The organism is Parabacteroides sp. AM08-6 (assembly GCF_003473295.1).
Classification (GTDB): Bacteria; Bacteroidota; Bacteroidia; order Bacteroidales; family Tannerellaceae; genus Parabacteroides.
The window spans coordinates 1-26,693 of sequence record NZ_QRMP01000018.1 but is presented as its reverse complement, the minus strand read 5'-3'; the positions used below and the strand labels follow the sequence as shown (position 1 = coordinate 26,693).

The window sequence follows — 26,693 nt, the reverse complement described above, 5'->3', positions numbered from 1 at the left end:
TTCCCGCATTCATCTCATTTTCTGCAATTATCAGGGGTATTGAGACAGTTTTTCAAATCCATGACACAATAAATGAAAACAGATAATACATTTTTGAGTATCTTTCGGTCGCAAACGCAAACAACATATATGAAACATTTGAAGCTAATCTTATCCATATTCTTTATATTTTGTCTAACACAGGCACATGCTGACGATAGTAACTACCTTTTCCGCCACTATCAGGTAGAAAACGGGTTAAGTGACAATATGGTAACCAGCTGTGTACAAGACAAAAGTGGATATATCTGGATTGGGACTCGCGATGGCTTGAATCGTTTCGACGGTTATACATTCAAGGTATTCCGAAATGACCCGGACATACCGGAAACCATCGGGAGTAACTGGATTACCCATCTTGCCTGCGACCAAAACGGAGATTTATGGGTGGGAACTCTTTCCGGACTTTACCATTATAACGAAACTACAGAATCCTTCCATCATCTCACCTTTACTTCAGACAAAGGCATTCATGTTTTTCAATTTGATATGGACAATCAATTGTGGATTCTAATGGATGGAAGCCTTATCCGATTCAACACAAACGACAACCAATTCAAAATATTCTCTACTAAAGATGAACAAAATTATACATCCTTCTGCATTACAGCTGAAAATAATATATGGGTCGGGGATTCAAAAGGATATATATCCTTACTGAATCCGGAAGACGGAAGCACGGAAGCATATAATATGTTTGCACACTCTCTTTCTTATTCTTCCAAAAAATTATTCATGCTCCAGCCCTCACTCACTGCAAACCGTATATACATTGCTTTCGAGCATGACGACGTAAAGGTTTTCGATACTGTAACCCGAACTTATCAGGATTTGAACATACAAGAGCTTAACCGGCGAACGATACTTATCAACAGCTTTTTGGAGAAAGACACCGATGAACTTTGGATTGGGACCGATTCCGGACTATTCATCTATCGGCTCAACAGTGGCGAATGTACGCGTATCCGCCAAGACCCATTAGATCCATACGCACTTTCCAGCCATTTTATCTCTGCTTTTTGCAGGGATCGCGAAAACGGGATTTGGATTTGTTTCCACCAAAACGGAGTGAACTACTATTCCCCTTTCCGTCCTTTCCAAGTTTATTATCCTTGGAATGAACAGCATTCGCTGAAAGGAGAAGTCATACGTGATATTTGTACCGATATCTATGGAAACATTTGGATTGGAACTGAAGATGCAGGCATCAACTGTCTGGAAAAGAAAACAGGGACTTTCACGAATTACCAGCCGGTCCCGGGCGAAAGAGGACTGGCACACACCAATATACGCGGTCTGGCAACTTCCGGCGACAAGCTCTGGATTGGACATGTCATACATGGTATAGACCTGATGGATATAAAAACCCGCAAAGTAATCAAACACTATAGTTTGCTGAAAGATTCGGCTACGGTAAAGAATAGTACGGTACGGTGCATCAAAGTTTCACAAGAAGGGCAAATTTATGTCGGCACTGACGATGGTGTTTACAAATACGATTTTCTAAATGACCGTTTTCTATATGCCCCTCAATTTCCCCCTTTCTCGGCGAACTGTATTTACGAAGACCGTTTGGGTAGAATATGGATTGGTATGTTCAACCGTAGTTTCTACTACAATCCGGTCAGTAATACAGGTATGTATCTGCCTTACGACAAGCTGAATACACAACGACATAATTTTGTAAATGATGCGTGTGAAGATAAAGAAAGCAACATGTGGTTTGCCACGGTAGAAGGGGTTATTAAGTATGATTTTCAAACCGGCGAATCGCTTCATTATACCGTAAAAAACGGGATGCCGAGTAATGTTGCTTTCCGCATTCTCCCTGACGATAATGAAAACTTGTGGATTAGTACTGCCAACGGTTTGGTAAGCCTGGACACACAAACCGGTAAAATAACCACTTATACAGAGGCTCACGGTCTTATTACCCGGCAGTTTAATGACAATTCCGCATTCAAAGATGATAAAGGAACTTTCTATTTCGGCACGGTAAAAGGCTTCATCCATTTCAAACCTTTAGAAGTACAGCCGACAGCCGAGAGGATGGATGTACACTTAGGCTCATTGGAAATACAAAACGAAATTGGAGGAAAATGTATCCTGAATTGTTCCGCCTCTTCACCTGTAAAGAAAATAACCCTCACCCATAAGGAATCAACATTCAGTATTAATTTCTCCGCCTTAAATTTCATTGCACCCAATTCCATTCAATATGCTTACCGGATGGGAAATATGGATAAGGAATGGATGCCAATCGGTGAACGTAACACTGTCTATTTCACAGAATTGCATCCCGGTGATTATACATTCGAGGTTCGTGCCGCAAACTTGTCGAATAATTGGAGCGATACTCCTACCAGATTACAAATCACGATATTACCTCCTTGGTGGGTATCGGACACAGCCTATATCATATATATTATCGTTGTATTGGCTATTCTTTTCTTTTCCCTTTATTCATGGAGAAGAAAAACGAAGAGAACAATGGCTTATCATATGCAATTATTTGAAGACCAGAAAGAAAAAGAATTATATCAGGCTAAAATAGATTTCTTTATTAATATCGCCCATGAAATACGAACTCCGCTGACACTGATAAAAAATCCGCTCGAACGACTTCTTAAATCGGAGAATATCAGCGAGAAAGAAAACAATTCACTGATACTGATGGATAAAAATGTATCTCGTCTATTGTCCTTGGTCAATCAGCTGCTTGATTTCCGCAAAACAGAAATAGAAGGTTATCGGCTCAGTTTCGTTCGTACGGAAATCGTTACCTTACTGACTGAAACAGCTCGTCGCTTCCAAGAGATGGCAACAGAACATAATTTGCTGCTGAACCTTGACCTGACAATGCAGGAATTGTATGTTTTTGTGGATAAAGAGGCTATCACCAAAATTTTCAGTAACCTGTTTTCAAACGCAATCAAATATGCAGACAATAGCATTATCATTCGTATACAGTTATCATCGGATTATGAAACCTTCATGGTCGACTTTATAAACGATGGAAAACCGATTCCTTCCGAAATAAAAGAAAAGATTTTCGAGCCGTTCTACCGGGTAGGAGGAAGCGAAAATAAGCCGGGAACCGGATTGGGATTACCGCTAGCCCGTTCACTGGCTGAAATGCACCATGGAACACTCCGTGTAGAAGAATTTCCCGACAGCTCTTCCATGACGATGTTTCGTCTGACGTTACCAGTAAAATTACCGGAATCCATAAAACCGGAAGAAGAAGAGACTACCGCCGGCACCATCGAACACGAAGTCACTTACATTCAGGAAGAAGGGCGTCCGAGTATTTTAATAGTGGAGGATAACAAAGAAATGAGTCATTTCATCGCTGATGAGGTAAATCAATCCTATAATGTGCTGATAGCCGGAAATGGCGCCGAAGCCATTGATTTATTAAAATCACACAGTGTCCAACTGATTATCAGCGATGTTATGATGCCAATCATGGATGGTTTCGCCCTGCTGAAAGAAGTAAAAACCGATATTGAATTCAGCCATATTCCAGTCATACTACTAACAGCCAAGAATACACTCCAGTCCAGACTGGAAGGGTTGGAACTGGGAGCCGATGCTTATATAGAAAAGCCTTTCTCCTCCAACTTGTTGATGGCCCAAATATCGAATTTGCTTTCCAACCGCGACAATATCCGCAAATTCTATTTTAAATCTCCAATCGCCAACATGAAGTCGATGGCTTATACAAAAGCAGATGAGAATTTCCTCGAAAAGCTGAATAATATCATCAATGAGAATATTAGTAATCCAGATTTGGATGTCAATATGATAGCAGATTTGATGCACTTAAGCCGCCCGACACTTTACCGCAAAATACGAGCCATATCGGATCTGACGCCCAATGACCTGATAAAAATCAGCCGCCTGAAAAAGGCTGCCGAGCTACTGATACAAGGAAACATGAAGATATATGAAATCTCAGAAACCGTTGGTTTCAGCTCACAATCTTATTTCTGGTCGGCTTTCATCAAACAATTCGGTACGAGTCCATCCAAATATGCAAAAGAACACCGAAATACTTAAAAATATAAAGCTCTGAAAACAAAAGGAGGTGTGTCAAAAGCATTTTATCCATGCTTTGACACACCTCCATTTTACAAAATATCTTTTTCTACTCTTTATTCTCCAAGTGATTTTTCAATGGATTCGTATACATTTCGAGTATCTTGGTACGAAGAAACGCCTCATCCTTATTGGGAAGAACAATCTTATCCAACTGACCTTGCAGATAAGTTTCAAACTGCTTCTTATCTTTCAGACTATAATTTTCACTAAAGCGTCTGGTTCCGTTCAACATATCATAAGCGACATAATTACAAGGATAAAAACGGTAATGTTTATAAATTTCCTTATCGATGATAGAGGCTATAGCGGCAATCAGTTCATTCTTTTCCATATTTCTATCCAACTTGGCGAGCTGGTCATTTATAGGAGAAGTCAAAGTAAAATGAACACGACCCTTATTATTCAGAATACCGGTTTCCATGCTAAGTAAATCATCACGCTGGCTCTTTGTAAAATCAGGCTCATCACGTTTCTGTTGGAATTCTTTTGCTTTAAGGAAATCGCACGGATCAAACTCATAAGAAATAGCTACCGGAAAAATATTCAGTTCCATCAAATTAGAAACAATATCCTCTTTCCCACTCATATTTAACATCTTCAGGACACTCCCCTGTGTACGGTCATTCGAATCTTTGGCACGTCCTTCACGCTGGGCAATCCAAATAGACTCTTTCGTTTCTGTAATCGTGTAGCGAATATAAGCAGAAAGGATACGACTGACCTCCAACATCTGACGAACCGAGACATTACGTTTTACAATAAAACTATTATTCAGTCGTACCAATGTCTCTATCCAAGGGCGAATCAATAGATTATCACCTATTGCTACCTGAGTCATTCCATATCCGACATCATACAGCATCACATTCAAAAAAGAAGCGTCTAATACAATGTCACGGTGGTTGGACACAAAAGTACAAGGTTTCTTATCTTTCGGTAAGCGGCTACGACCGGAAATCGTTAATGAAAAAGTCGTATCGTTGGCGACCTTCATTACAGCTTCGTATGCTAACTTCGATTTAAAATCTTCTTTTGTCTTAAAAGAACGCATTGTCTTGGAAAATTCATCCCAGTTCACATCCGGTTCAATATACCGAAAAGCCCGCTCAAAATCATCATTGGCAACAAGCTTCTCAATAGCTTCTTTTACCTCATCATTATTCAGCGGACGGATATCGTCAAAATTATTCGGAACTTCCATATCTTTTATTTAAACTCGTTTTCTATAATATCAGTCATTACATTTTTAATATCCAAGCCTGCGGCACGCACCTGTTGCGGGATAAAACTAGTAGCTGTCATCCCTGGAGTTGTATTGACTTCCAACATTTTGGGTTCGCCATCATCCGGAATGATAAAATCAACACGTATCAGGCCTTTAGCACCCAAAATATCATAAATCTTTGATGTCTCACGCTGTACTTTCTCAGTCAGTTCAGCCGAAATACGAGCCGGCGTGATTTCCTGAACCTGACCATTATATTTCGCGTTAAAATCAAAGAATTCATTATCTGTGACAACCTCAGTAAGAGGAAAAACGACCTCTTTACCTTTTACTTTGTAACAACCGCAAGTCACCTCCGTTCCGGCGATAAAACTTTCCATTATCACTTCCCGGCCTTCGGCAAAAGCCTTGGCTATGGCAGGTTGAAGCTGTGAGGCTTCTTTCACTTTCGTAACGCCGAAGCTGCTGCCACCATCATTCGGTTTCACAAAAACAGGAAGTCCTAAACGTTCAATCACTTCTTCATCCGTTATGGACTGTCCTTTAAAAAGACGGATAGAGTCGGCAACCTTCACACCGAAACCACGCAAATAATTATTGCAAACAAACTTATTAAACGTAATAGTGCTCGCTAACATTCCACAGGATGAATAAGGCATTCCTATCAAATCAAAATAAGCCTGTAAACGTCCATCTTCGCCAGGTGTACCGTGAATAGTGATATACGCAAAATCAAAATGCTTGACCTCATTGTTTTCACGGAAACTGAAATCATTTTTATCTATCGAAATGTGTTCACCATTGGGAAGTTTCACTGCCCATCCGTCTTTCTTAACGATGGCAATATATAAATTATATTTGTCTTTATCAATAAAAGAGTAGATTCCCTCTGCACTTTTTAATGAAATAACAATCTCGGAGGAATCGCCTCCTGCTACAATAGCAATGTTTCTTTTCATTTTCATATTTCTTTAGTAGTTGCATATCTACGCCATTTCTCTATCAATTGACTCATGTCGGCAGGTATTTCGGAATCAAAAAACATTTCCTCGCCTGTAGTCGGATGGACAAAGCCCAGCGTCTTGGCATGAAGCGCCTGGCGAGGACAAATGGCAAAACAATTCTCAACAAATTGTTTGTATCGGGTAAAAGTTGTACCTTTCAGAATGTCGTTGCCCCCATACCGTTCATCATTAAACAAGGTATGTCCGATATACTTCATGTGGACACGTATCTGATGCGTACGTCCGGTTTCCAGCCGGCATTTAACAAGGGTAACATAGCCTAACCGCTCCAATACAGAGTAGTGGGTAACAGCCGTTTTTCCCAAATCACCTTCAGGAAAAACAGTCATTTGCATACGATTACGGGGATCACGACCGATATTTCCTTCGATGCGGCCTTCATCCTCTTTTACAATCCCCCATACCAAAGCACGATATTCGCGTTGAGTTGTTTTATGAAAAAACTGCAGACTAAGATTCGCCTTTGCCTCCGGTCGTTTAGCCACAACCAACAATCCGGATGTATCTTTATCAATACGATGAACCAAACCGAGAGACGGGTCGTTCGGATCGTACGTAGGATCATCTTTCAAATACCAAGCCAAAGCATTGACTAACGTTCCGGTATAATTTCCATGTCCCGGATGTACGACCAAGCCGGCAGGTTTATCCACCACCAACAAGTCGTCATCTTCATAGATTATTTTTATTGGAATATTTTCGGGAATAATTTCAAAGTCCCGACGCGGACGCGTCATCATGATAGTTACCACGTCTTCGGGCTTCACGCGGTAATTGCTCTTTACCGGTTTGCCGTTAGCCATGATACAACCTGCATCCGCTGCTAGTTGTATGCGATTACGGGTAGCCCCCATCATCCGGTCTACCAGAAATTTATCTACGCGCAACAAGGATTGCCCGCGATCGGCTACGAAGCGGAAATGTTCATACAGTTGAGGAGAATCATCCTCTTCCGGTTGCAGGAGGTCGTCTACCTGCCCATCATCCATTTCGTCATAAAACTCATCCATAGTTAAAACCAGTTTTCTTCTTCACTATCCAACGTTTCTATCGGAATACTACTCGGCACACCCAAGGAGTCCGAAGGCAATTCACTTTCTCCACTACTGACTTTCAAGGTCAATTGAGCAGTAAGCGGAACATGTTCACCCTTCTGCAACTCCCGCCCACGCAGTTCGATAGCAACAGCCAAATCTTTAAAGTCGCCCGGTACATATTCAATCTCAACATTCTCAAAGCCACGAGCGCGCAACAAAGCATACGCTTGACGGAAAGAAAGATCTTCCACTTCCGGAATAGTCGCCATTTGCGAAGTCTGGGCATTAACAGTAATAAATACGATACGTCCCTCTTTTACCTTCGAACCGGGCGAAGGCACTAATTCCACAATCGCTCCAGGTTCCACATTTTTAGAAAAGACAGAATCGATTACGCTATAACGCAAATTATTACTTTTAAAAAACTCTTCGGCTTCTTCTATTTTCAGTCCTTTCACATCGGGCACCACTACCGCTTCATTGTGTCTTGTATAAGAGTCAAGCCATTTCAGCGTACCATAAATCAGGGCACACGAAAGAACCACAGCCAGTAACAAATTAAAGACATACGGATTCTTAATCAGTTTTACCAAAAAGTCTTTCATTTCCATTTTATTTTAATCGGCGAACCAAAAGTAGAAAAGAATGCCGTTAAAACAAAGAAAGTAAAGGCTTTTTAGTAAAAACCTCTACTTTCTTTATAAAAAATTTCAAACGGAAGCAGATTATCCGTTGTATTCGTCTGAAACTGTTAATTTAGCTCTTCCTTTGGCACGACGAGATGCTAATACTCTGCGACCGTTGGCAGTAGCCATTCTTGAACGAAAGCCGTGCTTGTTCTTTCTTTTTCTGTTGGATGGTTGGAATGTTCTTTTCATCTTTCTATATATTATTTATTATTATCTTTATCACATCGATTTGGGCTGCAAAGATAGAGCCTTTTTTTTAATAAACAAAGAGTTGTGTGTTTTTTGTTTGCTCAATTAAAAGATTCCTCCTTTATACATATCATCGAAATTAGTATGTTGCCCGTTCATTTTTTGCGCTTCTTCACCATCCGGGTTCAGCTCGATTGACTTTTTCAAATCTTCGAAAGCACCTTCTTTGTCACCTTTTAGATTCTTGGCACGACCGCGTTCGGCATAAGCTTTGGAAAACTCGGGATTCAGCTCGATAGCTTCATCAAAAAATGAAATAGCTTCATCCAAGCGTTCCTGCGCAATCAGTAAATTTCCGGTCAACAGACAAGCATCATCGTTAAACGGATTCAAATCCAGCGCATTCTGATAATCGGCAGCCGCAGCATCAGCATTACCCATCGCTTCATAGATACGGCCACGAAGCAGGTAGGACGTTTCCTCATCCGGAGCCAATGTAATGGCCTTCTCCGCATCCGGCAACGCTTCGCCGGGTTGTCCCATCGAAAGCAATACTTCCGCACGCAACAGATAAGCATCGGTAAAATCCTCCTTCAAGGCGATAGCACGGGTCAGGTCGGCTATAGCACCCAACGGGTCGCCGGTTGTCCGTTTTGCTTTTCCCATCAGAAACCAAGCAAGATGATTGCTTTCTTCCAATTCAATCACGCGGGTACAATCAGCAATTACATCGGCATCTTTATCAAGCATAAACAATACATTCGACCTGGTCAGACGTGTATTGATATGGTCCGGTTCGAGTTCCACCATGCGATTCAACGTATCCAAAGCCTCCTCCAACTTGTTTGCCATTGTATAAGCCGAGACCAGATAGGTCATTGTTTCGAAATCTTCCTCGATATTCAACGCTTCCGTGAAACATTTAATCGCATACGCCACTTGTCCCATTTTTTGCGCACGGACACCGTCGTATTTCAGAATATCAAAATTTTTCTGCTTGTTCTTGCTCTCTTCTTCTTCAGGTGTTGCTGCTTTGGAAGAAGAGAAAAGTGATGTAAAGAAATTTCCCATGACTTCATTTGCTGTTGGTTTTCGGACGACAAAGATACGACTTCTATTTTTTTAAGAAAGAAGAGATAAAAGAAATGTTTTATTTTACCGACACAACTGGCGAGTTATTGGAAGAACATTTCCATAATTATCAAAATGTCATTAGTATAACAACTAAATGGGATTAATATGGCGGGTAAAATAAATTACCCGCACATGTAACCCTTTTTAGCATATCAAATAGACAGCAAAACACCAAAATGGAGAACAACTTGCCAATTTGCCGAGATGGGGCGAGGGAAGTACTATCTATTTAATACACTGAAAATGGATAAGGGAATTCTTCGTTATTTTTTAACTGATAGTTTTATACTACATACTTTTTGTCATGTACTGTGCAGTGGTGCATTTCAAAATCCCTTTGGTCTCTTTTTTGTAGTTTACAACAAACAGGAGAGAAAATATTTCAATTTTAAAGCAAAAAGGCGTTTTTGCTTTAAAGATAACACACTTAGGCCTGTTCAATTTCATTTTCTTTTGTTTTTTTATATATTCCCATTGAGTGGTTACAATACATTTTTCTAATTTTGCATGCGAATTTATAACTTGGGAGAGATTGTACCACTCACACTTTTTGCACAATTATTCCCTAATTTAAATATATTATATGGAAAACTTAGAAACTGGACTTTTACTAATGGTAGTCGGTATGACAACAGTTTTTGCGATTTTGCTGATTGTCATTAATCTTGGGAAAGGACTAATTACACTGGTAAACAAATACGCCCCCGAAGAGGTCACCGTAAAGAAACAAATCAAACCGCAACCACAAGTTGCAACGACAGCTCCTGTTACGGGCATTACAAACCAGACCACAGCAGCAATTATTTCGGCAGTCAGCGTCGTTACCGGCGGAAAAGGGAAAGTCGTTAAAATTGAGAAATCATAATATTATCACACATTAAGATATCATGAAAAGAGAAATTAAATTTAGCTTGGTCTTCAGAGACATGTGGCAATCAGCCGGGAAATATGTTCCCACCGTAGACCAGCTGACCAGGGTCGCCCCTGAAATCATTAAAATGGGCTGTTTCGCCCGTGTTGAGACCAATGGAGGAGGATTCGAACAGGTTAATTTATTATTCGGAGAAAATCCAAATAGAGCGGTTCGCGAATGGACCAAGCCGTTTCATGAAGCCGGTATCCAGACACATATGTTGGACCGTGCCCTGAACGGTTTGCGCATGAGTCCCGTCCCCGACGATGTTCGACAGTTATTTTATCAGGTAAAAAAAGCACAGGGCACGGATATTGCCCGCACTTTTTGCGGACTGAATGATGTACGCAATATCGCACCGTCCATTAAATACGCGAAAGCAGCCGGAATGATTTCCCAATGTTCTTTGTGTATCACCCACTCGCCCATCCATACCGTTGAATACTACACGAAAATGGCAATGGAATTAATCGAACTGGGAGCAGATGAAATCTGTATCAAAGATATGGCGGGTATCGGCCGGCCACACTCATTGGGACAGATTGTTGGTAATATTAAAGCCAAATATCCCGAAATCCCTATCCAGTATCACAGCCATGCCGGTCCCGGGTTCAACGTAGCTTCCATCCTGGAAGTGTGCAATGCCGGTTGCGATTATATCGATGTAGGCATGGAACCGCTTTCATGGGGAACAGGCCATGCCGACCTGCTGACCGTACAGGCTATGCTGAAAGATGCCGGTTATAAAGTTCCGGAAATCAATATGGAAGCTTATATGAAAGTCCGTAGCCTGATACAGGAATATATGGACGACTTCCTGGGATTGTATATCAGCCCGAAAAACCGGTTGATGAACTCCTTGCTGATTGGACCGGGCCTGCCGGGTGGTATGATGGGCAGTTTGATGGCCGATTTGGAAAAGAACCTCGAAACCATCAACAAAAGCCATGTCAAACAAGGCAAACCGCTCATGTCGCAAGACGAATTGCTTATCAAACTATTCGACGAAGTTGCTTATGTTTGGCCACGTGTAGGTTACCCTCCATTAGTGACTCCTTTCAGTCAATATGTCAAGAACCTGTCACTGATGAACGTTATGCAGATGGAAAAAGGAAAAGCTCGCTGGAGCATGATTGCCGACGACATCTGGGATATGCTATTGGGCAAGGCGGGTAGGCTCCCCGGACCGCTGGCTCCCGAAATCATCGCAAAAGCAGAAGCCGAAGGACGTCAATTCTTTGAAGGTAATCCGCAAGACAATTACCCCGATGCTCTCGACAAATACCGTAAGTTGATGAACGAAAAACAGTGGGAAACTGGTGAAGATGATGAAGAATTATTCGAATACGCCATGCATCCGGCTCAATATGAAGCTTATCGTTCCGGTAAGGCCAAAGTCGAATTTACAGCAGATGTAGCAAAAAGAAAAGCTGACCTGCAAGCTAAAACACAACCGGCTCCTGCAGCATCGGCTCCGGTAACCGCTCCTACAAGCGTGACAATGGCGATGCCGACAACTCCGCAAGTCATGACAGTTGATGTAAACGGACAAAGCTATCGCGTAACGGTTGCTTTCGGTGATACGGACAACACAGCAATACCTACCGCTTCTGCAGCTGAAAAAGCAACAGAGCCGGCATCGGCTCCTGCCGCCGCACCAACCGGAACAGGAAAAGAAGTGCTTTCGCCGTTGGAAGGAAAATTCTTCCTGGTAAAGAATGCTTCCGATACCCCTGTAAAAGTGGGCGACACTGTAAAGGAAGGCGACGTGCTCTGTTATGTGGAAGCGATGAAGACTTATAATGCCGTACGTGCAGAATTCGGCGGAACAGTCACCGCCATCTGCCTGGCTTCAGGAGATGCGGTTTCGGAAGATGATGTATTAATGATTATACAGGAATGAAAGAGATATTTCAAAATCTGTATGAAATGACTGCGTTCAGTAATATCATTGCTGAACCGCAGTTTCTAATCATGTATGCTATCGCATTCATACTTCTTTATCTCGGCATCAAAAAGCAGTACGAACCGCTACTGCTCGTGCCGATAGCCTTCGGAGTATTACTGGCAAACTTCCCCGGAGGTGATATGGGTGTGATACAAGCTGACGAGAACGGGTTTATAAATATACATGGGGTAATGAAAAACATCTGGGAGATGCCACTCCACGATATTGCTCACGAACTGGGACTGATGAACTTTATCTATTATATGTTAATCAAGACCGGTTTTTTGCCCCCCATCATATTTATGGGAGTAGGTGCGCTGACAGATTTCGGCCCAATGCTTCGAAACTTACGCCTCTCCATCTTCGGAGCTGCCGCCCAGCTGGGTATTTTCACGGTTCTGCTGGTTGCCATTTTGATTGGATTCACACCGAAAGAAGCAGCCGCTCTGGGAATTATCGGTGGCGCCGACGGACCAACGGCCATTTTCACGACTATTAAGTTGGCTCCGCACCTGCTAGGTCCGATTGCTATTGCAGCTTACTCCTACATGGCATTGGTTCCGGTCATCATCCCTTTGGTTGTCAAATTACTCTGCTCGAAAAAAGAGTTGTGTATCAATATGAAGGAACAGGAAAAGAAATATCCTTCTACGACAGAGATTAAGAATCTACGCGTATTGAAGATTATCTTCCCTATCGTAGTCACTACGGTTGTAGCACTATTCGTACCGAGTGCCGTTCCACTGATTGGTATGCTAATGTTTGGTAATTTGGTAAAGGAAATCGGAACAAACACTTTCCGTTTGTTCGATGCGGCTTCCAACAGTATTATGAACGCCGCTACCATTTTCCTCGGATTGTCGGTTGGAGCCACTATGACATCCGAAGCATTCCTGAACCTGACGACTATAGGCATTGTTGTCGGCGGTTTCCTGGCATTCGCTCTCTCCATTACCGGAGGAATTTTCTTTGTAAAGATATTCAATCTCTTCACAAAAAAGAAAATCAATCCGCTGATTGGAGCGACAGGTTTGAGTGCCGTACCGATGGCTTCGCGTGTAGCCAATGAGATTGCGCTGAAATATGACCCGAAGAATCATGTCCTGCAATACTGTATGGCAAGTAATATTTCCGGCGTTATCGGTTCTGCCGTAGCTGCCGGTGTATTGATTTCATTCCTGGGATAAATCAAGTATAACATCCATATTAGAGTAAAAGAAGCCGGATTAAAATCCGGCTTCTTTTGTTTATATACCGCACAATGAAGAGATTTGAATGATTTTTTCATCCTTTTATTTATTATTTTAACAACTTCTTATAAATAAATCGTTCTCAAATGCTGTAATCCAAAAATATTTACTTTAATTTGTGACTTGATAAGGATGTTTTTATCCTTTTCGTAAATGTGATTGAATATGAAGGACACTCAGGAAACTAATTTACCGATTGAAGAAAACGGCAAATTGGAAGAAACTAAAGCTCCGGAAGTAACTCCGGAAAACAAGGTGGAAGAAGTTGTAGCTAACGAAGCACCGGAAGCAGAAGCCGTAACAGAAGATGCCCCCGAAGCAAAGACCGACACAGGCGAAGCTACGGGTGAGGAACTTGTTGTCGCAGCCGGAAAGTTATCGAAAGAAGAAATTCTGGAGAAATTAACAACTCTGGTTGAAACCGCAGCCGACACAACGCGCAATGAGATAGAAGTTCTCAAGCAGGCTTATTATAAAATCCACCGTGCCGAAGTGGACGAATTGAAGAAAGCATTCCTCGAAAACGGGGGAGAAGAAAAGGATTTTGTAGCACCTGAAGATGACACAGAAAATAAAATTAAAGAACTTCTCGCGGTATACAAAGAAAAAAGAGCAGCCATAACTGCAGAAGAAGAAAGAGTCAAAGCTGCCAATTACGCATTAAAACTTCAACTGATTGATCAACTGAAAGTTTTAACCGAAAGCCAGGAAGATTTCAACAAATTATATAACGACTTCAAAGACATCCAACAGAGATGGAAAGAAGTGAAGGCCGTTCCCCAGGAGCATGTCAGCGAATTGTGGAAGAATTATCAGATGTACAGTGAAAAGTTTTACGACATCATCAAGATAAACAATCAGTTCCGCGATTACGACTTCAAGAAGAACCTCGAACTGAAAACGGCTCTTTGTGAAGCTGTAGAAAAATTAGAAAATGAACCGGATGTCGTTTCGGCATTCCATCAACTTCAGAAACTACACCAGCAATGGCGCGAAATCGGACCGGTAGCCAAAGAACTCCGTGAAGATTTGTGGGCTCGTTTCAAGGCAGCTTCCACCATCATCAACAAACGCCACCAGGAACATTTCGAGAACCTGAAAGCAAAAGAACAGGAAAACCTGGAAGCTAAAACGGCCATCTGTGAGCAAATCGAGAGTATCGACTTCTCCACCCTTAAATCATTTAAGGACTGGGAAGAAAAAAATAAAGAAGTAATCGGACTTCAGGAGAAATGGAAAACTATTGGCTTCGCGCCGAAAAAGTCTAACGTCAAGATATTTGAACGTTTCCGTGCCGCCTGCGATGTCTACTTCAACAACAAAAGCGAGTTCTATAAGAGCATTAAGGAAGAGATGGAGAAAAATCTCGAACTGAAAAAAGCTCTTTGTGAAAAAGCGGAAGCACTGAAAGATAGTACAGAATGGAAGAGTACGACAGAAAAAATGATTGCTCTCCAGAAAGAATGGAAAACCATCGGTTCCGTAGCGCGCAAACATTCGGATGCTGTCTGGAAACGTTTCATCTCCGCTTGCGATTACTTCTTCGAACAAAAGAACAAAAACGTATCTTCACAGAAAAGCGTAGAACAAACCAATCTGGCTGCCAAGAAAGCTCTCATCGAAAAGATAAACGCAGTAGAAGAAACAGAGCATGACGAAGCTCTTGCCATTCTGAAAGGCTATATGGCAGAATGGGGCACAATCGGCCACGTTCCTTTTAAAGAAAAGGACAAAGTGTATAAGGAATATCATGAAGCGATAGACAAACAATTCGACCGCCTGAAGATAGACCAGAACGACCGTAAGATGCAGACTTTCCGTAGTAACCTAACCGACATCGGCAGTGGTGAACGGGGTAAAGGGAAATTATACGGCGAACGGGAGAAACTGATGCGCATGTACGAACGGATGAAAAACGAGCTTCAAACATATGAGAACAATATCGGTTTCCTTAGCATCTCCTCTAAAGGCGGAGGCGGATTGCTAAAAGAAATGGAACGAAAGATTGAGAAATTGAAGAACGAGATGGCACTTACCATTAAAAAGATTGATGCTATCGACGAAAATCTTGAATAAATCCTCAGGAAATAAACCACGAAGCCGTCTCCAACCCAGACGGCTTTGTTGCTTTTAATAGAAATGACAGCTAAAATACACTACTTCAATCCCGGTCATGAGACAGCCGTTTTGCTCGGTTCCGAGAATTACACGCCTCCAAGAAATGTACAACGGATGATAAGGGAATTATCCCTTTTACCCGTCTGGTATGCAGAACCGGAAGATTTCATTTTCACTGAAGAGAGCTGTTCCCCTTCTTTCTTCACGGCCCTTCCGGAGAAACTCCGGCCGTTTGCAACCGTCCTTTCACGGAAAGAGCTGCCACTCAAAGCAAAAACAATGCCGGAGACAGAGGCTGCCCCTTGGGGATTATCTCCGCAAAGCCTCCGTTTATTTAATGAACTAAAAGAGACTTACCAATTAAATCTGTCGGTTCCCCAATGGAAAGAAGCCTATGTAGGGCTTACCGGAAGACAAACCGCCGCCCAATGCCTGGAAAAGATACGCGAACTTCTACCGGACATGTCCATCCCTGGCGTCCCCAAGTTCTGCAAGGATGTATCCGAAATAGAGCAATACATCCGTCTGCAAAATGCTCCGTTTGTGCTAAAGACTCCCTACTCCTCATCCGGCCGCGGACTACATTGGCTCCCGGAACGCACGCTGACTGCCAAAGATAAAACCTGGATAGAAGGAGCTTTAAAGAAGCAAGGCACTGTCAGCATTGAATGTGCTTTGGAGAAACTGCAGGACTTCGCCATGGAGTTTTATTCGGACGGGAAAGGGAATGTTACCTACGAAGGACTTTCCGTGTTCGGCGCAGGAAAGAAAGGAGCCTATTCCGGCAACGTGTTAGGCAGCCAGGAATATCTGGAAACCTTTTTCTATGAGAAGTTCGGGAAAGAACAGTTTGAGCGGATAAAAAGGGCAGTACAAGAGGCCTTGCAACCCATTTACGGGAGTATTTATACCGGTTACCTGGGCGTTGATATGCTTGTCTATTACAAGGCGGACAAGAGCCTGGGCATTCATCCCTGCATCGAAATCAACATGCGCTACACCATGGGGTTAGTAGCTTTACGTATCAGCCAAAAGTATCTGGCCCCTAAAGCCATAGGAGATATGCACATCACCTACGAAAGCGTGTCCGGAGAGGCTTACGAGTACCACCGCCTCATGGAGAATGCCTATCCGCTGAAGATACAGAACGGTAAAATCAGAGCAGGATACCTTCCACTTTGCCCGGTCACAAAAGACACGCATTACAGGGCTTACATATTGGTCATGTAACCAACTACCTGTGGCTCAACCTGCTTACAACCGGTATCCCAAAGACAAGCTTAAAGTAAATGTCCGGTCACCAATCTTCATTTTAGAGTCTTCAACAGGAGACACCCATGCTTTCGTAAAACTGGGAAGATAAGAGAAGTTAGTGCCAATCCGGTAATGCTCGGTCAAATCAAACCAAAAGCCCACTTCACATTTTAATCCGAATACAACCGCACGAGCGTCCTGTATAGGGCCTATATCTATTTTCTCCGCTTCCGAATAATTACTCGTTCCCAACTTAAAGTCCAGACGAGGGCCAACTCCGATGTAATACGTTTCACGGCGCACGGAGCGCTTCAAGTTAAACAGGGTATTGACAGTCAGATAATCGATATAATCTTTATACTTCGTATAGTAGGGAATATCTCCAACATTCTCCTCTACAGCAACGTCCATGCTTCCCCCTTTCCTCAGATAACCGATTGAACTGGACAAATTGAATGTCCCCTTATCCCAGTATTCCAGACCTGCCGATATCTGAAAGGGGCGGACCGCATTATAAGAATAGCCGTCCGGCACCCCTTTCGTTACCAGCTTGGAGAAAGCAGCTCCGCCATCCAACCGTATCACCTGTCCTTCCATTGCCGAAGACAGACAAAGCAATATACATACCAACCATACACAACTCTTCTTTTTCATATCTTGTATCCATTTCGTTATAATTCCAAAACGGGGATACAAACTGTTGCGTATACGGTTCTTCATCCTTTGTACAAAAAGCCGGACATGCTGAAGCAAAAGGGGATATTGTTGAACAAGAATATTTTAGACGAATAAGCTTGCTCTTTCCAGACTATATTATTCCGCTTCAAACTCTTTCAGTTCTTCCAAGCTCTGGCGAAGCTTGGCGATGCGCCTCCAATAGTACATATAAAGCGGAGGGACACAAATCAGGCAAGCAATAATCATAAATATCCATTTCCCCCAAACAAACTCCTGCCCCCAGTCCAGCACAAAGAACCAAGGCACCAATATAAACGGAGTAGAAAAGATTTCGCCTATAAGCATCTTCTTATACTTATTAATCCGGAGGAAAGCATCACATACACTTAGCTCCTCCAAGCGGATATTCTTCAAGAAGCAGTATTTATACAATTGCCAAGCCAGAATAAGCAACACCACAAATTCCCCCAGCAACAACTGTCCAAGCCAATGGGTAAGCAGATAAACCAGGATTCCCGACAACGCAAGAACAACCGCAACTCCCACTCCAAATCCTTCCCAAAGCATCAGGCTGCTCAAAGCGCTCTCCCCCTTGTTACGGAGCATACGCATTGCCATCTCCCGGTTCAACACCGTCTGTTTCTTCAACTCTTCATTTAATACATTCCAGCTTGCTTTTAATTCTTCCAATTCCATACTATATCCTTCTTTAACGGTTCGACATTTGTTTCAATTTCTCTTTAATACGATTGAGCTTAACTGCGACATTGTTGGACGAAAGGCCGGTTATTTCCGCCATTTCCTGATAACTCTTTTCCTCGAGCCAAAGCAGGATAAGCGCCCTTTCCAATTGCTTGAGGCAATTTATCATCCGGTAAAGTTCCCGAAGCTGCGATGTTTTGCTTTCCTCTTCCGGAAACGCTTCCAAATCGACAGAGATAGGCACTACTTCCGGATGAGATTTGGACTTGCGGTAGAAAGAGACGCATGTGTTCAACGAAATACGATAAATCCAGGTTGAGACTTGGCACTCGCCCCGGAAGCGAGGATAAGCCCTCCATAAATTAATCACCACCTCCTGATACAAGTCGTTCAATCCATCCTTGTCCGCCGCATACACATAACAGACTTTGTAGATAATCCGCTTATTATCTTCCACTAATGTAATAAAAGCCTTTTCCAATTCTTGTCTATCCATTTCACTCAATCGTTATACTTAGTTAGTCGCACCGACAAGCAATATATTACATGAAAGTAGTAAATTTATTTCAACTTTTTTCTTTTCTAACTTCCAGAACGCTATCCTTTCCCGTTTTCCTTATAGGGGGTAAAACCAATAGTACAGTTTATACATAATAACATAAACGACTGTAAAACAAAGAGTAACCATAAAATAACAACCTCGAACGGCCTTGTTTAAAGTTGAATCGAATTGAATTTCGTTTTAAACGCGACCTTTAATTTTACGGTTAAATTCAACCTCGTTTTAATTTGAAGCGTTCTATGGGGCTAAAAACGCCTTAATTTGGGACGCATGATTTTGCCAGATGATTTTGCTGGGCAAAAAATGATAAAAGTAGGACATTTTTTGTACTAATGGAATGTCCTAAAAAATGTCCTACTTTTTGTCCTACTTTTTTTATAGGACATTTTTTGTACCGTTTGTTTTATTGGTGGATTTGCTTGGAGGGTGTTGTTATAGCTTTCGTCGGTTAAAATAGTCTGTGCATGCTTCCCAAAACAGCATAAACTTTACGGATTATGTTGACGGGGATATCCTGTTCACTGTATTCTGGACTCTTATTTGTCGGAATCAAACGAATAAATCCTTCTCTATCTGATTTCCCCATACGTTTAACAGTACGATAACTATTGGTGACAAAACCATATACTTCACCAAACGGTAAATATTGAATAGGATCAGTCATTTCTTTCATCGCTATGTAATCGCCATTGTTCAATTCTGGTTCCATAGAACGCCCTGTAATATTGCACCATACCACCCCTTCTTTGTTAAATGGGGCAAAATCAATATAATAATCAGGATTCAGGGTCTGATTATTCATAACAAGGTCGAATCCACCTATAAAATCTATATTATAATAAGGCGCACCTTTGTTTTCATAGTTAATTTGAGGTTTCAAGTTTTCTTTTTCTTCTTTCAACATAGAACCACGACCAGTAATCAACCAGTCAGGATTAAGCTCCGGATATACATAGAGTATCTTCTCGCACTTATCTGAGCCTATATTCTCTCCTTTATCTAGAGACCCATTAGAAAGCCCTGATTCTTGATAAAATCTATACTTGCTAATCCCCTTTGTTTCAATAAATTGCTGCACTCTTTGAACTGTTCCCATAATTTTAATAGTAAATTTACTCGTAAAATATTTTGATATTAGAAGATTTACTACTAATATTGCATCGTCGTAATGAACATTACTGACGCTGTAAAGATATGAATTATTAATTAAAGTTGAAATATGGCAAAGGTTTTAGCAGACACAGCAATCAGAAAGAAGGTAAAAGAAATCCTTCAGTGTAGTGACAAAACAATCAGCCTGGCATTGAACTGTCACATCGATACGGAGCTGGCAAGAAAGATCCGGGCAATGGCAATCAAGTTGGGTGGATCAGTGAAAAAAGAAGAACGAGTGATAACGATTTAAAACAGTACGAATATGATGGCTGAAAAAATGAATTACAAAGAATTATCTTCCCTTTTGGACAGAGCAGCCAAAGAGATTGAATTAGGACGTATCGAATGTCAAAAAGCTGTTCCTGATGAAGTCGTAATATGTGATCATATTATAGAAAATTTAGGAAGTTTGCTCGATAAGATTTCGTCGTGCATTTTCCCTAATTACAATAGCCCTGTACAAAGTAGCAGTAGTCTCAGCAGAGGAAATGTTGATATCGCAGATAATACTATCAATAGCTGTTTTGAAAATTAGGACTTGATCTGCATATCCTGTAAATATTATTTGAATATCACGAGATAAGACATCTCCTTTTCGTGCTGATTTAGACTCATAGATGCTGATGTTCCCATAATTGAATGCAGCGGTTAAATGCTTGAACCTATTATAGGTAAATAAGCAATCTTTGTGATTGTCAGACTTAACTGTAATCCCATAGGATGCTTCATATAGTCCATTATAGTTTTCCATAAACAATAATTTTTGATTAATAACGCCTAAAAGTAGGCTATTTAACCATAACCTCCAACTATTCCCGCCAAGAAAGCTAAAGGCTTGCAAGTGCCGGATCGGGTCCGGCGGCGGGGCAATTACTAAATATGATACAGAGATGGCAGAGAAAATGAATTACAAAGAATTGTGCGAGGCTCCGTTCGAGATGGATTCCTCGTATGATATCAGCTTCAAGATGTTGGTCTATACCGGTGATAAGGAAGAGGAACGTCCGGTGTTCCGGGTGGTATATGCAACGGATTGCTGCAAGGTCAGGATTGGGACGGCAGGTAAACTGTTTTGGGGGATTGTTGGACTTGATCCTAAAACTGGCGAAAGTCAATGGTATAATTACAATGACTGTGTCAGTTTGGAAAACTGGGAGGTACTGGATAGGTTATTAAAGAACCGGTTCGGCTGGATGGAATTGGCTGATCCGGCACTGATATTGGAGACAAAAGTTTTGGCAAAGGCACAATTAATGGAGGACGAATGATATGAAAGGCAGGATAATTCTTTACGGATGGCTGTTCAGTTGGCTTCTGATGATAGGCGGACTGGGCTGCATGGAATGGGAGATGGAAACGGGCGAACCAGTGTTTATTCTGGGCCTGTCTATGTTTATGGTGTTTGTGGTCTTCTGCTGGTTGGTGATAAAAAATGAAAAGGAGGCAGAACAGGCAGCCGATGAATTCGATCGGTGGTTCGATCGAACCTTCGGAAAAATGAAATAAACAATCGAGGTTGGTTTTTTAGGAAAGATTGGTTTAGGTTTCACGGTACGCGACCCGCGGCACGAGGGTGGGACCCGGATAGTTCAGTCAGGTAGAACAATCGAAACTGGTAATTCAGGCGATATGGTCAGAGGTTCGAATCCTCTTCCGGGAACTAATAAAATAGTATTTAAGCGATGAATATCGGACAGGATGACATAATTATCAGGACGTTCCAGGACACGCCGACGGTGTGGGTCTCGGAACGGTTTATCTGCAATACGCTAGGAAATGGTATGGATGAATATTTACGAACGAAAGGACGTTTAAACTATAAATCATCTGTTTCTCCTTGCCACCGCACAAAAGAAATCTTGCCCGCCACCGGTAAGTCTTGGCGTTACGCCCGTATAGACGGCCGTTTTTATTATGATTACGACTACATTCCCAACCGGAAAGACACCCAATATCGCTCCCGTTTGGGAGACAAGGATACATTGCTTCATGCAGTGGACCGGATTAAGGAAGAAAAACGCGAAATGACCAGAAAAGAGGTTGAGGAATGCCTTATCCGGAAAGTGACAAACCGGATTACCCGTACCGATATCGAATACTACCTCTTTAAACAAGTTGAAGGTGTGAACAAATATAATCAGGATATGGCTCGGAATCTTGCAGAGGCATTGAACTGGCTTCGTGTCGCCCGTGAGATGGTTACCGATAAAAGCTATCAGGAACTTGGTATCAGGCGTCAAGAGGATTTTTTCTCCCTATGCGGTTCCATCCTGAATCGCAGAAAACTATATGGTTTCACAATTACGACCGGAGGCAGCTTTCGCAAAAAGCTTGTTTATTTTCCTATGGATGTGGACGGGCAACGCGAATATCTGGTTTCCGGCCGTTTTGGAAATGACAATGCCCGGAAGTTGGGCCGTGACCGGCTGGTAGATACAATAACAGGTGAAATATACGATTTTGACATGCACCAGGCTATCATCCTCGACCTTTGGATGAATCCGGGAGGTGCCGGAAAGGGTAGTAAGATTGAACTTTGGAACCAATACCGGGATGATATTGCCTACATGGGGCTTGAACCTATGAGTTATTCAACTTTTTGCCACTACACGAACTCATATGATACGGCTTTCAATACAACTATGGAACGACATGGATCAAGCTTTTTCAACAAAGTATGCCTTCCCTATATATCAAGCGACAAGCCTATTCACTCCAATTCCCTTTGGTGTGCGGACGGTTCCGGTACTATCGGATATAAATATTATGATAAAGACGGTGACTTGCGTTCCATGCGTCTATATGTGATGTTGGTCAGCGATGTGGCTACCGGGAAGATTGTCGGCTGGTGTCCTTCCGCTCCTGGTTATCACAGTGAGTCGCCCTATATGATGAAACAGGCGATGTTGATGGCTTTGCAGGGATGTGACAAACATGAGGTGATGGAGTTTGTAAGCGATAATCACGGAGCGTTTACTGCCGAAGAAAGTAAAATGTTTCTGGAATTGGTTTGCCGCCATTTCCGTACGATTGAAGCGGGCAATTCTCAATCTAACTACGCAGAAACCCAGTTCCGCCTGTTCAAAAAGCGTTTCCGCCGGATGATGAACTGGATGGGGTCGAGTTGGGACGCTAAAAGCATTGAAAATCAGAACAACGATGATTATACCAATATCGAAGAGTTTCCGACCTATGAGGAGGCTGTCGCCCAATTGGAAGCTAAAATTAACGAATGGAACGAGGACAAGACACATGTCGGCCTTTCCCGTTCGGAAATGTATGCGGAAAACCTGCATCCGGAATGTAAACAAATCGACGAACGTATATGGCGTAAGTTGACCGGACGTTGCAGCAGCAAGGAAATCACCCGGCAACGCGGTACGATCCAATTGGAACGCAAAGGAACCATTTACAAGTTCGACATACCGGATTTCGAGGTTTTGGGACAATTGGTACGTGAATATCTGGGATATGCCAGTCTTGTACAGACGGATATCTATTGGGACGCGGAATGTGCCGATGTCTACACGAAGGATGGACGCTATATGTTTTCTTGTTATCCCACTCCAAAAGCGGCCATCACCCATGCCGAAGCAACCGACGAAAACATGGCGGCCATCGGAAAGGGCATGATACGCAAGGCAAAGGTAATAAAGAAGGTTCAGGACTTTACGGAAGAGGCAAAGGCTGTAGCAGAGGCCATTTACAACGATTTCCCTGAACGATACGGAAATGTATGCAGACAGACCAAACACGCCAAAGAAAGGTCCAACGAGGAACGCGAACGGGCTTTGGAGGCGAAAGCCAAACAGAACCGGAAAGCCGCTAAAAAGAAACAGCCTGTTACTGTAGATGACGGTACGGACGAATATACACGAATGAAAGAACAACTATATAAAAACAAACAGATATGATTTCAATCGAACAAAAACAGCAGGTAGCGAACGCTTGTAACGAATATGCCGCGGCCAACGGCTGGGTATCGGACAAATCTTCCGGCGTGAACCAATTGGCCCAATTTACGAAGGTAAACGTTATGTATGTGTCGCATATCATGCGATCTGATTTCACCTACAAGGATTCCAAGACTGGCGAGAACAAGGATATCGCCGACCGTTGGTTCCGACAATTAGCCGACTGCATAGGTTTGAAGCTGGCAAAGGAGTATTGGCCTCACGTGGATACACCGCAATACAAGGAAATAGATTTGGAATTGCGTGAAGCTCTCGCCACCAGCGCCACCCGTGTCTTGATTTGTGAGAGCGGAGCCGGGAAGACATATACGGTTGACCGTTTCAAAAAGGAGTTTCCGAACCGCGTTTTCGTGGTGACTTGCCACAAATATGACAAGGTAAACGACCTGATCGACAAAATGGCCGAGGCTACGGGGCGGAACGTGGAGGGAAGGACAATAAGCCGCCGTCTAACCGAACTGAATGTCTGGCTGTATACGCAAGGACGGTTCGAAGGAAGCAAGCCTATGATTATTTTCGATGAAGCCGAGAACTTGACCATGACCACCATACAGGCTTTAAAGGCCATGTACGACACAATCAAATGGAGTTGCGCCACGGTATTAATCGGGACGGACCAACTTATCATCACTCTGGACAGGCTAAAAGCGAAGAACAAACCAGGGATACCCCAATTTTATCGCCGTTTCAAGGCCGGCATCCGTCACATTACCCCATTGGATAGAAGTTTCAACGCCTTCCTGTCCGATATGCCTTATCCCGCAAGTTTCAAAAACACGGTCCGGGCCGTATGTGAGAATTACGGTGAATTGTATGATTTCCTCGTTCCAGCCATGCGTGAGGCTGACGAAATGGGTGTTCCTCTTACTGAACGCTTTTTCAGGATGAAATACAGGCTTCCAATAAAAGATTGATTATTCATTATTTAAACACTGATAAAATGGAACTGAAATTAGACGAAAAGGCCATCTGTACCCGGTGCAGGAAGGACAAAGTTCACGTAGACATCTGCAAGGCCAAAGATAAGACAATGCGTGAACAGGTAGAGGTAGAATTTTCCGTATGCGGTGTATGTGGAAAAGGTTATTGCAGCCTCCGGGCTGATCCGGTTGACCGTCTTTGTGAATTTTGCCGTGGTGAGATTTACAATAATGTAAAGGAAGATGGATTGCTGGAACGGCAACTTGTCTGGAAACAAAAGAAATAATATCCCGAACGGTTATCGCGAGGCGGTTCGATTCCGCCTCCGGGAGCAATCAATCATAAAAAACAAAATTATGGTAACAAAGAAAGTTTCAAAACGTACGCCTCATGCCTTGTTCTGGACGCTTATTCGTAATGTCCCCGGTTATAAGGAACAATACAAGGACGTGATAAAGGAAGGCTTGGTAAGCCAATACAGCGATGGTCTTACCTGTTCGCTTACGGAAATGTATCGGAAGTATCCGGAACGTTACAGCATGATGATTGAGGCGATGAAGGGAGACAGCCACCAACGTCTGGCGCGCTATGACGAAGAGCGCGACAAAGCTGCCAAACGTGTCATAGCTGCAATCTGTACCTGGATTGACAAATTGGGATATAAGTTCGATACCCCTGCCGACAAAATACGCTATGCGATGGCCATTGCCTGCCGGGCGGCCAACTGCGGAAACTTCAACAAGATTCCCGAAAGCCGGCTAACGGCAATTTACAGCTTGTATTGCAAGAAAAACAGCATCGATATAAACGGTGACCCGGCATTGGATTACATAATATCGAAGAACTAATGGGACGAATGAAGCAAGAACCGGTAAAAATCCTTACTCCGGAGGAAGAGGAACAGGTTAAATCCCTGGAGACCGAAAGCGATGGTATCCTGGATTGGATTTTCGACCATCCGACAGAGGATAATGGCAAGCTGATTAGTCGTCTGAATTGGATAGATAAAAAAGTACTCGACCTTAAAGGCGAAAGCGCGCTGGAGGTGAATGAGGATTTTAGGAGATAAAAACATGATTAACAAGTAAATAAAACAGAAATGAAAGATTTAAGCAGTTTAACAAGTAAGGAATTGGCTGAAATGGCCAAGGCCAAAAGAGAGGAAGAAAGAGCGAAAAAGGAAGAAGAACGTCGCCAGGCACTTATTAAGCGGGAGGCGTATGAAGCTATTCGGGCTGAATTGGTACAAAAAATCAGTACGAAGGTTTTATCTGTAATAGAGGAAGTATCAGGCTTACATTCCTTTATGTGTGATGAGACGGCAGCATTTCGTGAAGTATTGTCCGAATACGGACAACTTAGAAATCCGGGACAACTAAGTTATACCATCAAGTCCGGTGATTTTAAAATTGAGGTGAAAAGTAACAAGGTGAAACGTTTTGACGAACGTGCTGACGTTGCGGCTACCCGTTTAATCGACTTTCTTCTCGCTTGGGTAAAGCAGACTCCTGAAGGTACTGAAAACTTAATGTACCAGTTGGCAATGACTTTGTTGGAGCGCAACAAATACGGTGATTTGGACTATAAGTCCATTTCGAAATTGTATGAAATGGAGGAACGTTTTGCCAACGAAGAATATACTTCCATCATGAAGCTATTTCGCGAAAGTAATATTGTCGACGGTACGGCCATCAACTTTTATTTCTGGAAAAAAGACGCTATAGGCGTATGGCGAAAGCTGGAACCATCTTTTAATCGCCTGTAGCATGAGCGTAT

26 protein-coding genes, 1 tRNA gene and 2 pseudogenes are annotated in these 26,693 nt (G+C 42.6%); 18 read left to right on the top strand and 11 right to left on the bottom strand.

Features of this window, described 5'->3' with window-relative positions; all coding sequences use genetic code 11:
• Positions 1-129 precede the first annotated feature (129 nt).
• Positions 130-4,101, top strand: a complete 3,972-nt coding sequence (locus tag DW103_RS11785) for a hybrid sensor histidine kinase/response regulator transcription factor (RefSeq protein ID WP_122276422.1) — start codon at positions 130-132, stop codon at positions 4,099-4,101.
• 88 nt (positions 4,102-4,189) lie between these two features.
• Here DW103_RS11785 and DW103_RS11780 read toward each other — a convergent pair whose 3' ends face one another.
• The 6 genes from DW103_RS11780 to DW103_RS11755 form a co-directional block, all read right to left on the bottom strand.
• Positions 4,190-5,344 (bottom strand): 1-acyl-sn-glycerol-3-phosphate acyltransferase, encoded by a 1,155-nt coding sequence (locus DW103_RS11780; protein ID WP_122276358.1) that lies wholly within the window; start codon positions 5,342-5,344, stop codon positions 4,190-4,192.
• Between the two features lie 5 nt (positions 5,345-5,349).
• A complete protein-coding gene (locus DW103_RS11775) occupies positions 5,350-6,327 on the bottom strand; it encodes a D-alanine--D-alanine ligase (RefSeq protein WP_122276419.1) in 978 nt (325 codons plus the stop codon).
• Between the two features lie 2 nt (positions 6,328-6,329).
• A complete protein-coding gene (locus DW103_RS11770; RefSeq protein ID WP_122276356.1) occupies positions 6,330-7,403 on the bottom strand; it encodes an RluA family pseudouridine synthase in 1,074 nt (357 codons plus the stop codon).
• Between the two features lie 2 nt (positions 7,404-7,405).
• Positions 7,406-8,035 carry a PASTA domain-containing protein gene (locus DW103_RS11765; RefSeq protein ID WP_122276417.1) on the bottom strand — a complete coding sequence of 210 codons (630 nt, stop codon included), beginning with the start codon at positions 8,033-8,035 and terminating at the stop codon, positions 7,406-7,408.
• Positions 8,036-8,155: 120 nt separating this feature from the next.
• The gene (gene rpmH / locus DW103_RS11760) at positions 8,156-8,308 is read right to left on the bottom strand and encodes a 50S ribosomal protein L34 (RefSeq protein WP_005633099.1); all 153 of its coding nucleotides are present in this window, start codon (positions 8,306-8,308) and stop codon (positions 8,156-8,158) included.
• A gap of 105 nt (positions 8,309-8,413) precedes the next feature.
• On the bottom strand, positions 8,414-9,379 hold the full coding sequence (locus tag DW103_RS11755; RefSeq protein ID WP_122276354.1) for a tetratricopeptide repeat protein: 966 nt from the start codon (positions 9,377-9,379) through the stop codon (positions 8,414-8,416).
• Positions 9,380-10,025: 646 nt separating this feature from the next.
• Here DW103_RS11755 and DW103_RS11745 point away from each other — a divergent pair.
• The 6 genes and pseudogenes from DW103_RS11745 (at position 10,026) to DW103_RS11725 (ending at position 16,901) form a co-directional block, all read left to right on the top strand.
• Positions 10,026-10,307 (top strand): OadG family protein, encoded by a 282-nt coding sequence (locus DW103_RS11745; RefSeq protein ID WP_122276350.1) that lies wholly within the window; start codon positions 10,026-10,028, stop codon positions 10,305-10,307.
• Positions 10,308-10,329: 22 nt separating this feature from the next.
• Positions 10,330-11,856, top strand: a pseudogene (locus DW103_RS11740) (oxaloacetate decarboxylase); the annotation flags it as partial.
• 24 nt (positions 11,857-11,880) lie between these two features.
• A pseudogene (locus DW103_RS18640) lies at positions 11,881-12,258 on the top strand (acetyl-CoA carboxylase biotin carboxyl carrier protein subunit); the annotation flags it as partial.
• Positions 12,255-13,490, top strand: coding sequence for a sodium ion-translocating decarboxylase subunit beta (locus DW103_RS11735; RefSeq protein ID WP_122276346.1), 1,236 nt, complete (start codon positions 12,255-12,257; stop codon positions 13,488-13,490). The pseudogene DW103_RS18640 and the gene DW103_RS11735, both read left to right, overlap by 4 nt.
• 228 nt (positions 13,491-13,718) lie before the next feature.
• A complete protein-coding gene (locus DW103_RS11730) occupies positions 13,719-15,629 on the top strand; it encodes a DUF349 domain-containing protein (protein WP_122276344.1) in 1,911 nt (636 codons plus the stop codon).
• Positions 15,630-15,692: 63 nt separating this feature from the next.
• Complete coding sequence (locus tag DW103_RS11725; RefSeq protein WP_122276342.1) at positions 15,693-16,901, top strand: hypothetical protein; 1,209 nt, start codon at positions 15,693-15,695, stop codon at positions 16,899-16,901.
• 24 nt (positions 16,902-16,925) lie between these two features.
• On the opposite strand, the gene DW103_RS11720 is transcribed toward DW103_RS11725, so the two are convergent.
• From DW103_RS11720 to DW103_RS11705, 4 genes are all read right to left on the bottom strand, one after another.
• The gene (locus tag DW103_RS11720; protein ID WP_147381208.1) at positions 16,926-17,579 is read right to left on the bottom strand and encodes a PorT family protein; all 654 of its coding nucleotides are present in this window, start codon (positions 17,577-17,579) and stop codon (positions 16,926-16,928) included.
• A gap of 159 nt (positions 17,580-17,738) precedes the next feature.
• Positions 17,739-18,299 carry a hypothetical protein gene (locus DW103_RS11715; protein ID WP_122276338.1) on the bottom strand — a complete coding sequence of 187 codons (561 nt, stop codon included), beginning with the start codon at positions 18,297-18,299 and terminating at the stop codon, positions 17,739-17,741.
• Between the two features lie 13 nt (positions 18,300-18,312).
• Positions 18,313-18,801, bottom strand: coding sequence for an RNA polymerase sigma factor (locus tag DW103_RS11710; RefSeq protein WP_122276336.1), 489 nt, complete (start codon positions 18,799-18,801; stop codon positions 18,313-18,315).
• 514 nt (positions 18,802-19,315) lie between these two features.
• On the bottom strand, positions 19,316-19,963 hold the full coding sequence (locus DW103_RS11705) for a S24 family peptidase (RefSeq protein WP_122276334.1): 648 nt from the start codon (positions 19,961-19,963) through the stop codon (positions 19,316-19,318).
• A gap of 123 nt (positions 19,964-20,086) precedes the next feature.
• On the opposite strand from DW103_RS11705, the gene DW103_RS11700 reads away from it, so the two are divergent.
• From DW103_RS11700 to DW103_RS11680, 5 genes are all read left to right on the top strand, one after another.
• A complete protein-coding gene (locus DW103_RS11700) occupies positions 20,087-20,272 on the top strand; it encodes a hypothetical protein (protein ID WP_122276332.1) in 186 nt (61 codons plus the stop codon).
• Between the two features lie 12 nt (positions 20,273-20,284).
• Positions 20,285-20,557 (top strand): hypothetical protein, encoded by a 273-nt coding sequence (locus tag DW103_RS11695; RefSeq protein WP_122276330.1) that lies wholly within the window; start codon positions 20,285-20,287, stop codon positions 20,555-20,557.
• A gap of 355 nt (positions 20,558-20,912) precedes the next feature.
• Entirely contained in the window at positions 20,913-21,290 is a 378-nt protein-coding gene (locus DW103_RS11690) for a hypothetical protein (RefSeq protein WP_122276328.1), read from the top strand.
• A gap of 1 nt (position 21,291) precedes the next feature.
• Positions 21,292-21,528 carry a hypothetical protein gene (locus DW103_RS11685; RefSeq protein WP_122276326.1) on the top strand — a complete coding sequence of 79 codons (237 nt, stop codon included), beginning with the start codon at positions 21,292-21,294 and terminating at the stop codon, positions 21,526-21,528.
• 72 nt (positions 21,529-21,600) lie between these two features.
• Positions 21,601-21,682, top strand: a tRNA-OTHER gene (locus DW103_RS11680).
• Positions 21,683-21,845: 163 nt separating this feature from the next.
• Here DW103_RS11680 and DW103_RS18635 read toward each other — a convergent pair.
• Positions 21,846-22,262, bottom strand: coding sequence for a hypothetical protein (locus DW103_RS18635; RefSeq protein WP_370453480.1), 417 nt, complete (start codon positions 22,260-22,262; stop codon positions 21,846-21,848).
• A 111-nt stretch (positions 22,263-22,373) separates the two neighbouring features.
• Between DW103_RS18635 and DW103_RS11675 the strand changes: the two genes are divergently transcribed.
• From DW103_RS11675 to DW103_RS11650, 6 genes are all read left to right on the top strand, one after another.
• The gene (locus DW103_RS11675; protein ID WP_370453479.1) at positions 22,374-23,936 is read left to right on the top strand and encodes a hypothetical protein; all 1,563 of its coding nucleotides are present in this window, start codon (positions 22,374-22,376) and stop codon (positions 23,934-23,936) included.
• A complete protein-coding gene (locus tag DW103_RS11670; RefSeq protein ID WP_122276322.1) occupies positions 23,933-24,910 on the top strand; it encodes an ATP-binding protein in 978 nt (325 codons plus the stop codon). Before DW103_RS11675 ends, DW103_RS11670 begins: the two co-directional genes overlap by 4 nt.
• Before the next feature lie 26 nt (positions 24,911-24,936).
• Entirely contained in the window at positions 24,937-25,203 is a 267-nt protein-coding gene (locus DW103_RS11665) for a hypothetical protein (protein WP_147381207.1), read from the top strand.
• A gap of 70 nt (positions 25,204-25,273) precedes the next feature.
• On the top strand, positions 25,274-25,765 hold the full coding sequence (locus DW103_RS11660; RefSeq protein WP_147381206.1) for a hypothetical protein: 492 nt from the start codon (positions 25,274-25,276) through the stop codon (positions 25,763-25,765).
• The gene (locus DW103_RS11655) at positions 25,765-25,986 is read left to right on the top strand and encodes a hypothetical protein (protein WP_122273626.1); all 222 of its coding nucleotides are present in this window, start codon (positions 25,765-25,767) and stop codon (positions 25,984-25,986) included. Before DW103_RS11660 ends, DW103_RS11655 begins: the two co-directional genes overlap by 1 nt.
• 30 nt (positions 25,987-26,016) lie before the next feature.
• Complete coding sequence (locus DW103_RS11650; protein WP_122276316.1) at positions 26,017-26,682, top strand: DUF3164 family protein; 666 nt, start codon at positions 26,017-26,019, stop codon at positions 26,680-26,682.
• Positions 26,683-26,693 lie beyond the last annotated feature (11 nt).

Excerpts from the sequence above, each read along its gene's own strand:
- rpmH (WP_005633099.1), bottom strand. The coding sequence starts at position 8,308 with ATGAAAAGAACATTCCAACCATCCAACAGAAAAAGAAAGAACAAGCAC.
- DW103_RS11660 (WP_147381206.1), top strand. The coding sequence starts at position 25,274 with ATGGTAACAAAGAAAGTTTCAAAACGTACGCCTCATGCCTTGTTCTGG.
- DW103_RS11700 (WP_122276332.1), top strand. The coding sequence starts at position 20,087 with ATGGCAAAGGTTTTAGCAGACACAGCAATCAGAAAGAAGGTAAAAGAA.
- DW103_RS11725 (WP_122276342.1), top strand. The coding sequence starts at position 15,693 with ATGACAGCTAAAATACACTACTTCAATCCCGGTCATGAGACAGCCGTT.
- DW103_RS11650 (WP_122276316.1), top strand. The coding sequence starts at position 26,017 with ATGAAAGATTTAAGCAGTTTAACAAGTAAGGAATTGGCTGAAATGGCC.
- DW103_RS11705 (WP_122276334.1), bottom strand. The coding sequence starts at position 19,963 with ATGGGAACAGTTCAAAGAGTGCAGCAATTTATTGAAACAAAGGGGATT.
- DW103_RS11785 (WP_122276422.1), top strand. The coding sequence starts at position 130 with ATGAAACATTTGAAGCTAATCTTATCCATATTCTTTATATTTTGTCTA.
- DW103_RS11715 (WP_122276338.1), bottom strand. The coding sequence starts at position 18,299 with ATGGAATTGGAAGAATTAAAAGCAAGCTGGAATGTATTAAATGAAGAG.
- DW103_RS11755 (WP_122276354.1), bottom strand. The coding sequence starts at position 9,379 with ATGGGAAATTTCTTTACATCACTTTTCTCTTCTTCCAAAGCAGCAACA.
- DW103_RS11735 (WP_122276346.1), top strand. The coding sequence starts at position 12,255 with ATGAAAGAGATATTTCAAAATCTGTATGAAATGACTGCGTTCAGTAAT.
- DW103_RS11745 (WP_122276350.1), top strand. The coding sequence starts at position 10,026 with ATGGAAAACTTAGAAACTGGACTTTTACTAATGGTAGTCGGTATGACA.
- DW103_RS11670 (WP_122276322.1), top strand. The coding sequence starts at position 23,933 with ATGATTTCAATCGAACAAAAACAGCAGGTAGCGAACGCTTGTAACGAA.
- DW103_RS11775 (WP_122276419.1), bottom strand. The coding sequence starts at position 6,327 with ATGAAAAGAAACATTGCTATTGTAGCAGGAGGCGATTCCTCCGAGATT.
- DW103_RS11780 (WP_122276358.1), bottom strand. The coding sequence starts at position 5,344 with ATGGAAGTTCCGAATAATTTTGACGATATCCGTCCGCTGAATAATGAT.
- DW103_RS11710 (WP_122276336.1), bottom strand. The coding sequence starts at position 18,801 with ATGGATAGACAAGAATTGGAAAAGGCTTTTATTACATTAGTGGAAGAT.
- DW103_RS11655 (WP_122273626.1), top strand. The coding sequence starts at position 25,765 with ATGGGACGAATGAAGCAAGAACCGGTAAAAATCCTTACTCCGGAGGAA.
- DW103_RS11665 (WP_147381207.1), top strand. The coding sequence starts at position 24,937 with ATGGAACTGAAATTAGACGAAAAGGCCATCTGTACCCGGTGCAGGAAG.
- DW103_RS11765 (WP_122276417.1), bottom strand. The coding sequence starts at position 8,035 with ATGAAAGACTTTTTGGTAAAACTGATTAAGAATCCGTATGTCTTTAAT.
- DW103_RS11695 (WP_122276330.1), top strand. The coding sequence starts at position 20,285 with ATGATGGCTGAAAAAATGAATTACAAAGAATTATCTTCCCTTTTGGAC.
- DW103_RS11690 (WP_122276328.1), top strand. The coding sequence starts at position 20,913 with ATGGCAGAGAAAATGAATTACAAAGAATTGTGCGAGGCTCCGTTCGAG.
- DW103_RS11685 (WP_122276326.1), top strand. The coding sequence starts at position 21,292 with ATGAAAGGCAGGATAATTCTTTACGGATGGCTGTTCAGTTGGCTTCTG.
- DW103_RS11770 (WP_122276356.1), bottom strand. The coding sequence starts at position 7,403 with ATGGATGAGTTTTATGACGAAATGGATGATGGGCAGGTAGACGACCTC.
- DW103_RS11730 (WP_122276344.1), top strand. The coding sequence starts at position 13,719 with ATGAAGGACACTCAGGAAACTAATTTACCGATTGAAGAAAACGGCAAA.
- DW103_RS11720 (WP_147381208.1), bottom strand. The coding sequence starts at position 17,579 with ATGAAAAAGAAGAGTTGTGTATGGTTGGTATGTATATTGCTTTGTCTG.